This window comes from Nitrososphaerota archaeon (assembly GCA_016872055.1).
GTDB lineage: Archaea > Thermoproteota > Nitrososphaeria > Nitrososphaerales > Nitrosopumilaceae > Nitrosotenuis.
Map to the genome: position 1 here is coordinate 1 of VHBH01000013.1, position 12495 is coordinate 12495.

The 12495-nt window shown below is 39.5% G+C and carries 18 protein-coding genes; 14 read left to right on the forward strand and 4 right to left on the reverse strand.

Annotated features, from left to right (window positions below; translation table 11 throughout):
• Positions 1 to 100 precede the first annotated feature (100 nt).
• Genes FJ354_06465 through FJ354_06480 form a run of 4 tightly spaced genes read left to right on the forward strand, consistent with a single transcriptional unit; the run spans position 101 to position 1261 of the window.
• On the forward strand, positions 101 to 331 hold the full coding sequence (locus FJ354_06465) for a hypothetical protein (GenBank protein MBM3906298.1): 231 nt from the start codon (positions 101 to 103) through the stop codon (positions 329 to 331).
• A gap of 33 nt (positions 332 to 364) precedes the next feature.
• The gene (locus FJ354_06470; protein MBM3906299.1) at positions 365 to 604 is read left to right on the forward strand and encodes a hypothetical protein; all 240 of its coding nucleotides are present in this window, start codon (positions 365 to 367) and stop codon (positions 602 to 604) included.
• Complete coding sequence (locus FJ354_06475; protein ID MBM3906300.1) at positions 598 to 816, forward strand: Lrp/AsnC family transcriptional regulator; 219 nt, start codon at positions 598 to 600, stop codon at positions 814 to 816. The genes FJ354_06470 and FJ354_06475 overlap by 7 nt, the downstream gene beginning before the upstream one ends.
• Before the next feature lie 31 nt (positions 817 to 847).
• Positions 848 to 1261: a methylmalonyl-CoA epimerase gene (locus tag FJ354_06480; GenBank protein MBM3906301.1), complete on the forward strand. Its 414-nt coding sequence runs from the start codon at positions 848 to 850 to the stop codon at positions 1259 to 1261.
• On the opposite strand, the gene FJ354_06485 is transcribed toward FJ354_06480, so the two are convergent.
• The 3 genes from FJ354_06485 to FJ354_06495 all read right to left on the reverse strand — a co-directional run bounded on the left by FJ354_06485 (position 1258) and on the right by FJ354_06495 (position 3146).
• On the reverse strand, positions 1258 to 1644 hold the full coding sequence (locus FJ354_06485) for a hypothetical protein (GenBank protein MBM3906302.1): 387 nt from the start codon (positions 1642 to 1644) through the stop codon (positions 1258 to 1260). The two genes, FJ354_06480 and FJ354_06485, sit on opposite strands and share 4 nt — an antisense overlap.
• A 41-nt stretch (positions 1645 to 1685) precedes the next feature.
• A complete protein-coding gene (locus FJ354_06490) occupies positions 1686 to 2051 on the reverse strand; it encodes a hypothetical protein (protein MBM3906303.1) in 366 nt (121 codons plus the stop codon).
• A gap of 276 nt (positions 2052 to 2327) precedes the next feature.
• Positions 2328 to 3146: an adenylate/guanylate cyclase domain-containing protein gene (locus tag FJ354_06495; protein MBM3906304.1), complete on the reverse strand. Its 819-nt coding sequence runs from the start codon at positions 3144 to 3146 to the stop codon at positions 2328 to 2330.
• 227 nt (positions 3147 to 3373) lie between these two features.
• On the opposite strand from FJ354_06495, the gene FJ354_06500 reads away from it, so the two are divergent.
• Together FJ354_06500 and FJ354_06505 are read left to right on the forward strand one after the other, a co-directional pair.
• Complete coding sequence (locus FJ354_06500) at positions 3374 to 4213, forward strand: hypothetical protein (protein MBM3906305.1); 840 nt, start codon at positions 3374 to 3376, stop codon at positions 4211 to 4213.
• A gap of 233 nt (positions 4214 to 4446) precedes the next feature.
• The gene (locus FJ354_06505) at positions 4447 to 5655 is read left to right on the forward strand and encodes a threonine ammonia-lyase (protein ID MBM3906306.1); all 1209 of its coding nucleotides are present in this window, start codon (positions 4447 to 4449) and stop codon (positions 5653 to 5655) included.
• On the opposite strand, the gene purE is transcribed toward FJ354_06505, so the two are convergent.
• Positions 5648 to 6217, reverse strand: coding sequence for a 5-(carboxyamino)imidazole ribonucleotide mutase (gene purE, locus FJ354_06510; GenBank protein MBM3906307.1), 570 nt, complete (start codon positions 6215 to 6217; stop codon positions 5648 to 5650). The two genes, FJ354_06505 and purE, sit on opposite strands and share 8 nt — an antisense overlap.
• A gap of 84 nt (positions 6218 to 6301) precedes the next feature.
• On the opposite strand from purE, the gene FJ354_06515 reads away from it, so the two are divergent.
• The 8 genes from FJ354_06515 to FJ354_06550 form a co-directional block, all read left to right on the forward strand.
• Positions 6302 to 7447: a 5-(carboxyamino)imidazole ribonucleotide synthase gene (locus tag FJ354_06515; protein ID MBM3906308.1), complete on the forward strand. Its 1146-nt coding sequence runs from the start codon at positions 6302 to 6304 to the stop codon at positions 7445 to 7447.
• 501 nt (positions 7448 to 7948) lie between these two features.
• Positions 7949 to 8344 carry a hypothetical protein gene (locus FJ354_06520; GenBank protein ID MBM3906309.1) on the forward strand — a complete coding sequence of 132 codons (396 nt, stop codon included), beginning with the start codon at positions 7949 to 7951 and terminating at the stop codon, positions 8342 to 8344.
• A 121-nt stretch (positions 8345 to 8465) separates the two neighbouring features.
• Positions 8466 to 8993 (forward strand): DedA family protein, encoded by a 528-nt coding sequence (locus tag FJ354_06525; GenBank protein MBM3906310.1) that lies wholly within the window; start codon positions 8466 to 8468, stop codon positions 8991 to 8993.
• Between the two features lie 44 nt (positions 8994 to 9037).
• Positions 9038 to 9709, forward strand: a complete 672-nt coding sequence (locus FJ354_06530) for a nucleotidyltransferase family protein (GenBank protein ID MBM3906311.1) — start codon at positions 9038 to 9040, stop codon at positions 9707 to 9709.
• Positions 9710 to 9712: 3 nt separating this feature from the next.
• Positions 9713 to 10675: an LLM class flavin-dependent oxidoreductase gene (locus FJ354_06535; GenBank protein ID MBM3906312.1), complete on the forward strand. Its 963-nt coding sequence runs from the start codon at positions 9713 to 9715 to the stop codon at positions 10673 to 10675.
• A complete protein-coding gene (locus FJ354_06540) occupies positions 10672 to 11778 on the forward strand; it encodes a thiolase family protein (GenBank protein ID MBM3906313.1) in 1107 nt (368 codons plus the stop codon). The genes FJ354_06535 and FJ354_06540 overlap by 4 nt, the downstream gene beginning before the upstream one ends.
• Positions 11748 to 12092: a hypothetical protein gene (locus tag FJ354_06545; GenBank protein ID MBM3906314.1), complete on the forward strand. Its 345-nt coding sequence runs from the start codon at positions 11748 to 11750 to the stop codon at positions 12090 to 12092. The genes FJ354_06540 and FJ354_06545 overlap by 31 nt, the downstream gene beginning before the upstream one ends.
• 68 nt (positions 12093 to 12160) lie before the next feature.
• On the forward strand, positions 12161 to 12495 hold a 335-nt coding region (locus tag FJ354_06550), incomplete at its 3' end, for a resolvase (GenBank protein MBM3906315.1).

Sequence of the window (12495 nt, forward strand, 5' to 3'; positions counted from 1 at the left end):
AAAAAGCAGTGTTCAGGTAAAATCACGATCAAAAATTGGTGGAATTCGAAAAAGTAAGTAATGTTTTAATACACGGTGATGACCTCTTCAGAAAGTTAACTTGGCAAAAAAGGTAGATAAAAAACCAGTAAATGAAGAAAAGAAAAAGGCAAAGACCACGCCTGCAAAAAAAGAAAAACCGGCAAAAAAGACAAAACCAAAAAAGCAAGGTCCGCCAGCAGACGATGGCCTAGTCATAATTGATGAGGAATTCGAAGAGGACAAGGAAGCTGAGCTAGAAGCACGTAAGGCATACCTCGAAGAAGCACGATCCCAAGAAGTCGAAGACTAAAACTTTATTCGCGAATCATTCCATTATATTATAATGAGAGCAGTCTGCCTAATTACGATTAAGCCCGGCAAAACCGATAATGTCATGGAGGCACTGCACAAAAAGCGCAAGTTGCTCAAAGAGATACTACCAGTAACAGGCAGGGCAGACATTTGCGTTTTATTACAAGGCACAATGGACGAAATCAACAACATAGTGATTGACTTCAAGAAAATCAAAGAAATCGCCACAACTGAGACCCTAATCGAAGTGGAGGTAAACATGGGATGGTAAAGGCAGTCATACTTGTAAAGTCGCCAAAAAAACTAATTGCCGCAAAGCTAGGCAAGCTAGAATACATCTACAACTCATTTCCTATTTCAGGACAATTCGACGCGGTAGCATTTGTCAAAGTTGATGATCTGGCGCAGATTAGACAGATCACCACAAAAATCCAGATGATTCCCGGTGTTGAGCGAACCGAGACCATGATAGAAATACAATAAAGCATAAAACACTGTGCCGCATAAGATTTCTGTGAATATAAAGCGCGTAGGAAACGTAATTTTGGCAGTCAAGGATTTGGATAAATCAATTGCTTTCTATCACGATTTGCTTGGGCTGCCGATAAAAAACCAGAGACGTACTTGGGTGGACCTAGGACAGACAGGCGCACTGCTTAGCTTGCATCCAGCTGCAATCACATCAGACCATTCCTCAAACAGCCTAGAAGGTGGTATGGTGGTTGGATTTTTGGTTGGCGACCTCGAATCAGCACTAGACGAGTTAAAGTCACGCGGAGTTCATGTTCACCGCGATATTGTTGATAGGGAAGCAGGCAAAAATGCTATAGTACTTGACCCAGACGGATACATGATATCACTCTTTGAGCCAAAATTCGCAGACTCACAACAACAATCAAAGGGCTACTACGGATTTACTCCGGCCTAAACAATACTTTTTACTTTTCTTGCAATATCAAATGCAGACTTTTCATTCGGATTAATGGAAATATAGTATACTACTTTGCCGCTTGGAATGCAGATTATTGTTGCATGTTTGTGACGAATGGTCGCAACATCCAATGGCCCAAATGCCTTTGACTGTGTGTTGCGCAGTGTCATTAGATTCGATATTATGAAGAACTCGTTTTTTGCAGCTTCTGGATTAAGCAGTGGTTTGAGACCGGGTTTTATTATTCCAGTCAATGTCCTACCAAATTCATTTATGACGCCGGCATATCTGACGGATTTTGATATATCAATTATTTTTTGACAGTTTTTTCTGTACTGAATTATAGATTCTTTCCATTTTTGTTCAGGAGTCTTGATCATTATACCATATTGGCATAATCAATGTTAAAAAGAGTTTGTCTCTAGACTTTTTTATTCTTAAACGACTCGATTCTTTTTTTGAGTTCTGCGTTTTCCAGTCGAAGCTTTTCCAACTCTTCTTTTTCGGCATAGTCCGATGCCAGCTTGTGGGCCATTGGGTGTCCTGGTGCAAACATTGACGCACTCATATCCAGTAATCCAGATGCATGTTTGAGATACATTCGATTAAACTCGTTTATTTTTCCTGTGAAAGTAGAGTTTTCTGCAATCATTTTATCCTTAAGCCTAGTCGGGCTTGCAGGTCCTGCAAGTCCAGGCGGATAACGAAGTGGTGCAAACGGACTGAGGCTGAACCCAAATGGATAGCCATGCATCTCCATAAAGACTCGCATCTGTGTTATATCCATGCTATTGCTATCAATAAACAGTATTTTTGCTTTGGCATTACGCATGAAATAAGCAGACTAGTCAAGCGCGGGTCATTTTTTATCAAATTGAGCTGATCGCAGATCCTTATAGCGATCATAGATCGTAGCCACATTACACATGAAAATCAAGCACTGTATAAAGTGCAAAAAAAACATCAGCATGGGCGAGCTACACAAAATTGTAATGTATGTAGTCCAAGAAAAGTTTACAGAGCATCATTATGAGCACATAGAGTGTCCTGACAGGTTTACAGTCTAGTCGGTGTGTGCCCAGACAGGGTATAGTTGTCCGTCATCTCGATGATACTTCCACTCGTTGTTTTTCCACACCACAATTTCAAATGATTGTTGGATTGACGGGTGGATTCTTGCATAGACATCATCACCAATCAGTATTTGGTTTTGTTTTGCCGTGCCTTGGATTTTTGCTGCAATGTTCATCACAGGTCCCAAGATATCAACATGTGATTTTTTTATATCTGCCCCATATCTGACTATCATGTTTTCACCATAGTCAATTCCTATTTTGATTGCCAAGTCAGGATAGTCATACTGATTTAGGATCGGGTTGATTCCCTTTTGGATTACCGATAACATTGATTTTGCACACATTACAGCGTTATCTGTAGATTGGAGTTGATTTTCCTCTGCCGGGAAGTAGCCAATTACGGCATCACCTACAAACTTTAGTACCAAGCCTCCATGTTGTCGGATTGTTTGAGCCATCTCCTGCGCAAAACAGGTAATTATGATTGCAACTTTTTCCTCAGGTAATGCAAGTGTGATTTGAGTTGAGCCAACCAGATCAACATACATTACTACCATTTTCATTCTAGAAAAGACATTTTTACGCAAAAATACATCCGATTCATCTTCCCGTGGTGAATACTCGTATCCGCTTTTTAATGCACGCCAAACTCGGTTCTGTGTCTCCCGGATTAGCGTTTCCGAGTCCACAACTCGTTCTGATGATTTTGATAGCATCATGTCGATTACACCGTAGTCTTTTTTGGCCTTTTTAGGCGCAGGTTTTGACTCAATTTCTGTTGGGTTTGGTTTTTCTTTGCTACTCATAATACCACTTCATTCCAGGGGAAAACTCACATCGCAAATAGGGCATTTTGCACGCCTGCCCTTGTATACAGCATCGTAATACTGAACTACCTCAACATTACAGTTTGAACATATTATCTTGCTTAGTGCCATTTTCAACAAAAAATAGGGTGATTTCGTATTTAAGAGATTACTACAATACCATAGGAGAGCATTAGGATTTTTAGGCTCAAAATACGCTAAAGTTTGTGCGCTTAGGAAGTAAGACTACGGATGAGTTTTTAGGAATTTTAGGACAGAGTTCAGAAAAAATAAGCCAGTTATTTCAGGCAAAAATGGAAAGACTGACCAAGCCAATTCCAATCAAGGTAATGCTTGGAGATACAACTGTGACTGATCAAAACACATTTGATCCAGACGCAGTTGGTAAATTCTACAACACAATATTGCACCAGCACAAGAACTGGAAGGCAGAAGGAATAACATCCACAGCGGATGAGGACCTACGGCGAATCTTTGTGAAACTTGAATGTCATGTAGGTAACTATGTTCTGTTGTGGCATTTGGCACTACAATATCACGCATTGTTATACTACAAGCCAGACATCAAGGTTGCTCAAATCCAAAAAGAGCTTGCTGACATTATGGATAATACCATAAACAAGGAAAAAGAGCTTGCCGAGCTGACCGATTCTATGATAAAGCAAAGACTGGAAGGAATGGGTCACAAGGACCTAGATGAGCAAAAGCTCTTTGAGGTGTTGTTTGCAAACGACCAACTCAGGAACCAGATATCTGAAGAGACTGCAAAAAACACAGACTATGATTTTCAGGCAAAGGACCAGAGAAAAAAGGAACTATTCAAGGAGCTTGATAATCTACTAATTGAAGCATACACTACAACGTCAGTCCTAATTGATGAAAGCAGGCTTGTCACAGGCGAGGAGGGATGCGTCTGCACTTTTGATCTAGATTTTATAAAAAACAAGAAAAGGGAATCCATTTTTGATCCAAAAAGAATTTCACAGGACACTAGAATCGAAATAATTCAGATCATGGAAGAACTTATCAAATCTCTACAGAATTAGGAAATTTTTATATCTACAAATCTGGAAGTAATAAAAATAGCCAAAGGAACAATGAACTGCAAATCAGTTCAAGGGGAGAACGTTCCTTTGACTAATGATATACGAAGATCGCCAAAATATTTAATATCTGTGGATGATTTTGTGCCTGATTTTACCACTAGAGCCGAATTCTGCTTCTTGTCAAGAAATTGTAAACGAAGTTAAATATACCAAGAAAATAGCGAGCTATTCTATTGAATCCGACATACGAAGACATTGTAAAAATAAGAAATTCTTACAACAACATAATCCGCAAGACGCCATTGGTATATTCTGAGACATTTAGCAAAATGTCTGGCTCCAAGGTTTATCTTAAAGCAGAATTTGCGCAAAAAACTGGCTCATTCAAACTCAGGGGACCATATGCAAAAATAAGATCTCTTGCACCAGATGAAAAAAAGCACGGAGTGATTGCTGCTTCTGCAGGAAACCATGCGCAGGGAGTAGCATACGCTTCTAAACTGGAAAAAATTCCCTGCACAATTGTAATGCCAATTACTGCATCTCCTGCAAAGGTTGCTGCTACAAGAGGATATGGTGCGAATGTAATTCTTGAGGGAATTAATTATGATGAATCTTTTGCAAAGGCTCAACAGATATCAAAAAAAACAGGTGCAAAAATAATACATGCTTTTGATGATCCTCAAATTATTGCTGCCAACGGAGCAGTAGGCCTTGAAATTCTAGAAGACCTGCCGGACGTTGATGAAATCTATGTTCCAATAGGTGGTGGGGGCCTAGCTGCAGGTATTCTAGTTGCCGTAAAAAGCAAAAGACCCAAAGTCAAGGTAATTGGTGTAGAATCTGTTGCTTTTCCTGCAATGAAAAATTCCGTCAAGGCAAACAGGCTACAATCCGTCAAGGGTGCTAGTACAATAGCTGACGGCATTGCAGTAAAAACGCCGGGAAAAAACACATTCAAGATAATAAATGAGCTAATGGACGAAGTTGTAACAGTTGATGATGCTGAAATTGTAAAGACAATGTTTTTGCTAATGGAGAGAGCAAAAATGGTAGTAGAACCTGCAGGTGTAGTACCACTGGCCTATCTTCTTAGTGTCAAGCCATCACCTAACAAAAAAGTTGTGCCAGTGCTTGGTGGAGGTAACGTGGATATGTACTTGTTAGGCCAAATTGTATCCAAGGGACTAGCTGCAATGAGCAGGTTAGTCAAGATATCCATTTTACTCAAAGACAAACCGGGGGCACTAAAAGAGGTAATTGACGAGATTGCATTATTATCAGTCAACATAGTAGAGGTAACACATGATAGACTGAGCTCCGAAATCGATGCAGGTGCCGCAGGTGTCACATTGAGCCTTGAAACAGAGGGCAAAGAGCACGCTCAAAAGCTAATTGCACACCTAAAATCAAAGAACATCCAATTCAAACTTCTTACTTGAATTTTTTTGCGACAAACTTTGCTAGTCCAGATTTTTTGAGATCATCGGATTCTGCCAGAACAGAGTTGTGCTGCTTTTCTTTAAATTTTTTGAGTTTTGGTCTAAGATCAGGAAACTCTGTGGCCAAAATTTTTACTGCATATAGTCCTGCATTTGCTGCTTTGTTGACGCCAACTGTAGCGACAGGGGAGCCATTCGGCATCTCAACTATTGAGAGTAGTGAATCCATTCCACCAAATGCCGAAAATTTGAATTCCGAGTTTTTTTCTGACTTGTCATTGTACACCATTATAGGAACTCCTATTACGGGTATTATCGTGTGTGATGCAATCATTCCTGGCAAGTGAGCAGAGCCACCTGCACCAGCTATGATTACACGGAATTGGTTTTTTTCCGCGTATTTTGCGTATTCTTCTAGCCTTGTCGGGGTACGGTGTGCAGAGACGATTTGATCCTCGTGCGGTATTCCAAATTCATCCAGTGTTTTTGCTGCTTTATGCATGATTTTGCTATCAGAGCTAGAACCCATGATTATTCCAACTAGTGGTTTTTTTGGCAGCATTAAATCTGAAGATAACTATGATGCTTTTAACAATATCTGATTTTGACGTAACTATTTTTAGTGCAAGCATCATGCCAACAAATAATGAAGAAGGTCTTGGGACTAATTGGCGGTGGTCAGTTAGGAATGATGATAACCGAAGCTGCAAAAAAGATGCCGGAACACATCTCGGATGTAATCGTACTTGATCCTACCTCAAATTGCCCCGCCGCAAAGGTTGGAGCAAAGCAAATTGTTGGTGATTTTAAGGATGAAAAAGCGATTTTTGAGCTAGCAGGACAAGTTGACATACTCACATATGAGATAGAGTCAGGCAATAGTGAGGTACTCAAGAAAGCCCAGTCAAAGACAGAGATAAATCCCTCACCAGAGACTCTGCGAATAATCCAAGACAAGTTATTTCAAAAATCATTTCTTTTAGAAAATAAAATTCCCGTCACGGAATTTTTGGAAATCAAATCATTAGAAGACCTAGAAGAAAAAATTAGCCAGTTTGGATATCCAGTACTTCTCAAGGCAAGACGTGATGCCTACGATGGGAGAGGAAATTACAAAATAAAATCACCTCATGATATCAAAGCTGCATATGATAACTTTGCAGGAAAATCCCTGATGCTTGAAAAATTTGTTGATTTTAAAATGGAAGTTTCAGTGATTGCGGCTAGGAACACCATTGGCCAGATTGCTACATATCCAGTAGTGGAGAACATTCATGAAAACAACATATTGAAAATTACCATAGCACCAGCGCGCGTATCAGAAAATATTTCCAAGCAGGCAGAAAAAATTGCCAATGATACAATGAAAGTATTGCACGGTGCCGGCGTTTTTGGAATTGAGATGTTTGTCACAAAAGATGACAGGGTTTTAATCAATGAGATTGCACCCCGAGTTCACAATTCCGGACACCACACGTTGCAATCCAGTCAGACATCACAATTTGAACAACACCTAAGAGCAATATTGGGACTAGAATTGGGAAGTACGAGGCTAATTCATCCAACCATCATGTACAATATTTTGGGCACTGGTGAATTTTCTGGTAAATACAAAATCTCAGAGTTTGGCCAGCAAAATCTCTATTTGAAAATGTATGGTAAAGAAGAGTCAAAACCGCAAAGAAAGTTAGGCCACTTTAACCTAGTTGACACCGATAACAATCTTGGTGTGAGTGGTTTGCTTAAATCGCTTGAAGCCATAGTCAAAAAAATAAAATTCACTTCTGCATAAGTTACTGTTTGTATGTCAATAACTGTCTTTATCTGCTGGTAGTAGTGATTTTTAAGACATAAATTGCAGATTTTGAGTGAATTGACCATTACAACCGAGCCTTTTCTTGCTGAATGTGACATGGCACGGATTTAGCTTGCCTTTGTACAAAAATTCAATTTACCACTTTCAGTAACTCGCCAAATATTTTGATCATATTTCCTTCCAATAACATGTGTAATTTTCCATAACCCTGGCAAATGAGATCTTTCCATCCTCAGATTTCTACAAGTCGGATTGTGGTTGCTTCGTTAGTATGAAAAGAATTCTTCCAATGGTCATCGGAGAATACCAATCGCTTTTTGTTTATTATCGTCTTTGTCAATTACAATACCTCACAATGATTCAATTGCTAATTTCAAATTTAGACGAGAGTGATGTTTATATGAAAATATACCAGGTTACCCAAATCACTCGATCAATGTTAACAGTTTATTAGAGGATGCTTTAGAATTCGAAAATATGTCAGTAAAAGCTGCAATGATCATGACAGCAATTTCAATTGGACTGCTTGTAATCTACGCAGCAGATGTAGCGTACATGTATGGGACTGGCTCTGAGAACGGTTTTCTTCCACTAGACACTGCACAAAGAGGCATGGGTCTGGGAGGACCTGCATTGATTCTACCAATCATTGCGTTTGCGATTACCATCAAAAAGCCATCAAAGCCTCTTGGAATATTGATTATTGTTGTAGGAATACTCATTATAGTTGGTGGTCTTGCAGCGATTTTCAACTCATCACCTAGCACCTCATCTGAGAAAAACCCGATTGCATCAGCTCTTATGCTGTTTGCTCCTGGCGCGATCCAGTTGATATTGGGTGGAATTAAACTAAAAAAATCCGCCAGATCCTAAATGCCAGTTTGCGCAAAATGCAAAAACATCGTCAATAGAGTCCATGACTGTGACCATACCCAATTTGAACAATACTGCACCGAGTGTTATACAGAACTTCATTATTATCTGACTGAAAAAGTTGAATGAAATACAGATTTTCATACAATGGATTAGCTCCCTTGTCTCAGAATATCTCTATGTTGGAGTCTTCGCAGCTGCAATAATAGAGACTGTTTTTCCCCCGATTCCAACTGCGGCAATCTTTCCATTCGCTGGCTATATTGCATCACAGAATGGAATGAGCGTAATTGAAGTGCTCGGGTTAGGAATGGCTGGCGGGTCAGGGGCAACCATTGGCTCTACAATTATCTATCTGGTATGCATCAAGCTTGGACGAGTCGCAATGTTACGATATCTAAAATACGCAAGAATTTCTGAGCAAAAAATGGTAAAAATAGAGATGTGGTTTGGAAGATATGGGGAAAAGGCAGTCTTTTTCGGCCGAATGGTGCCAGTATTGCGAGAAATGATTTCGATTCCGGCAGGATTATTCAAGATGAAGCCAATCAAGTTTGTTTTGTATACGTTTTGTGGTTCTTGTGTTTGGAGTATCGCACTGACATTTATTGGATATTATTTTGGTCAAGTTACACTAGGAATTATTTGACTTCCATCCATAGATTTTAAAGCCCAAATTACAATGAACCAGCATTGCAAGCAATCATACTGGCAGGAGGCCTTGGAAGCAGACTAAGACCAATTACCGATTATGTTCCAAAACCACTAATCCAATTAAACAATGTACCGCTAATTGAATGGCAGATAAAACAATTAAAAAAATTCAAAATAAACGAGTTCATCATATGTACTGGCTACAAAACAGACCAAATTGAAAACTATCTAGAACAAAAAGAAAACTTTGATTCAAAAATTCTATATTCTACTGAAAAATCTCCGCTTGGTACAGGTGGAGCAATAAAAAAGGCAGCTAAACTGATAAAAGAAAAATCATTTTTGGTTATTAACGGCGACATCATAACTGACATTGACGTTAGAAAATTGTACTCAAATCCAAACTCTATTGCACTAGTGGAACTGCGAACAAAGTTTGGTACCGTTGATCTTGATAATTCAAAAATTGTAAGTTTTAGAGAAAAAAAGCCGATTGATAATGTCTGGATGAATGCCGGGATTTACCATCTGGATAAAAAAATTGTTTCGGCTCTTCCATACAAAGGAGCAATAGAAGAGACGACATTTCGAAGATTTGCCAGCAAAGAAAATCTGGCCGGAATCAAGTTCAAGAATGTATTTTGGTACTCTATTGATTCTCACAAGGATATAGACGAGTGCTCAAAGGCACTAAAAGGCAAAAAGATCTAAGACATGAAATTATCATATAGTCTAGGCTCACTTCTATCAATTGAGGATCTTCTAAAGTGCGCTGAGAAAACCAACAAGACAAATCCAGACACAGTATGGGTCCCAGAAACTTGGGGCATGGAAAATTTTGCAATGTTGTCTGCAGTTTCTGCCAGAACTAAATGCAAGATAGGCTCATCTATTATCAACATTTACTCGCGTAGTCCGGCACTCATCGCGATGGGCGCCGCCACAATAGATACGATATCAAACCAGAGACTGATGCTTGGCTTGGGAACAAGCAGTGTTCCAATCATTCAAGGATTACATGGATACAAATTTGAAAAACCGCTACAAAGAATGAAGGAAACGGTGGAGATAATTCGCCTTGCTATTTCTGGCAAAAAAATCGATTATGCCGGAAAGATTTTTTCACTGCGAGAATTTACCCTACTAATCAAGCCGCCAAGGAAACACATTCCAATCTATATTGCTGCAATAAACCAGAAAATGACAGAACTCACTTGGAGAATAGGAGATGGGGTTATTTTCTATTTGAGGCCAATCTCTGAGATGAAAGAGACAGTAGCCAAAATGCAGAACAAAAGAAAAATTGATGTTGCCTGTCAATTAATAACCAGTGTTTCAGAGGACGGCGACCAAGCAAAGGAGCGAGTGCGTAAAACATTGGCGTTTTACATCTCTGTTGGTGAAATTTATAGAAGATTCCTAGCAGAAAACGGGTTCAAAAAGGAAACGGACAACATCTACCAAGAGTATCTAAAGTCAGGACTCAAATCAAACCACGAGTTAATTACAGATTCCATGTTGCAGTCACTCACAATTTCCGGTTCTCCGCAAGAATGCAAAAAACAGTTAAAGCGATTCTACGATGCTGGAATTACGCATCCAATCATCCAGTTTAATCCAAGTGGCGAAGTTGGAAAATCCTTTGATTTATTCACAAAGACATTCAGTGATGCATGATGAGTGTAGTAATATCTGGATATTCCACTACAAAATTCACGCTAGACCAGACCCCAATTGAAGAACTACTTGTCTCCGCAACAAAAGATCTGTTCCAAAATACAAAAAATCTATCTCAAAAAGATATTGACGCAGTCCTAGTCTCAACAAACAACAACAAAAAGTATTTGGCGCCAATATTATCGGAATTAACAGGGATTGCCCCAAAGATTGCTCAAAGCATAGAAAACATGTGCAATTCAGGCGCAAACTCGATCGTTTCAGGATACTCTTACATCGCTTCTGGAATGGCGGATGTGGTGTTAATAGTAGGAGCAGAGCAAGCGGAAAATTCCGCCCAAGTACTGGATTGGGACATGTCTCGCGGAGAGTTCACGCATCCGATATTTTGGGGGACGATGTTTGCCAAGAGCCACAAAAGAGAGTTCGGCACAACCGACGAAGAGCTGGCACATGTCTCTGCCCTAAATCACAAAAATGCACAGGACAATCCAGCCGCATACCACCCAAAAGCATACACCGTAGATGATATCATGAACTCAAAACGGCTAACGGAAGATTTGAGGTTGCTTGACTGTTCCCGTTCTTGCAGTGGAAGTTCCGCAGTCTTGCTTGTATCAGAAAAAATCGCAAAAAAGTACACAGATTCACCGGTTTTCATATCTGGAATAGGCCAGAAAACAACGTCTGCTAGTTTTACAAAAAATGATCTGACCAGGCTAGAATCTACAATAGATGCTGCAAAACAGGCATATTCAATGGCAGACATCAAGATAAACCAGATAGATGTAGCAGAAATTCATGATGCATTTTCAATCTGCGAATTAATGATCCTAGAAGATTTGGGATTTTCATCAAAAGGAGAGGCAGGAAAATTTGTTTTAGAATTGTATAAGAATGGCAGTAAAAAAATCAATCCTAGAGGAGGCTTGATTGGTGCAGGTCATCCTCTCGGAGCTACAGGGATAGCACAGATTGCAGAGATTACATCACAACTTCAAGGAACATCTAAAAATAGACAGGTAGAAAATGCTAGAATAGGACTTGTGCAGAACATGTCGGCAGCTGCAACATCATCAACGGTTTTGGTGATGAAAAATTGAATTTTGAATCCGAGTTAAGACAGGGTCGATTCACAGTGGGCGAATGTAACAAGTGCCACAGAATAAGCTGGCCTCCAAGCGACTTTTGCAACAATTGTTTTGGTAATCTGCAATACAGGCCAGTGAAAGAGCCTGGGATTTTACTAGAATCATCTGCCAAAGAGGGTAATTTCTTCGGAATTGTGAAATTCGAAGATTCGATCAAGGTGATTGGGAAGATAGACAGCAATATAGAGCAAAAACCTGGACAAATGATGAAAATTGCAAGTTGTGGCTTTGATAAATCCCCAAAATTTACATTTACCAAGTCATAATTCCAAGACCATTTGCTTGATAATACAATAACCTAGTATTCTATAATCAGACAAACCAATACCAAACAATGTCAAACCTCGTTAAACTCCAAAAATCAGTCAATAAAACAAAAAAGGATAATGTCAAAATAGCAAGAACGAGAAGGCAGCGCGGGTATCACTGGGAAGATACACTGGTTAAGCGATTCAATGCTCTAGATGGGTGGAGGGGATTCAGGTTAGGCTCGCCAAGCGTAGGCTTGCCAGATATTTTGGCAATTAGCACAAAAAACAGTACCATATTTACAATAGAGGCAAAATCAGGTACCACAAATTCACTTGTCGTGCCATACGATCAGATAATTCGCTGTATGAAATGGGTAGATAATTTTGAGCTGTATCAAACACGAGAGGTAATTTTTGC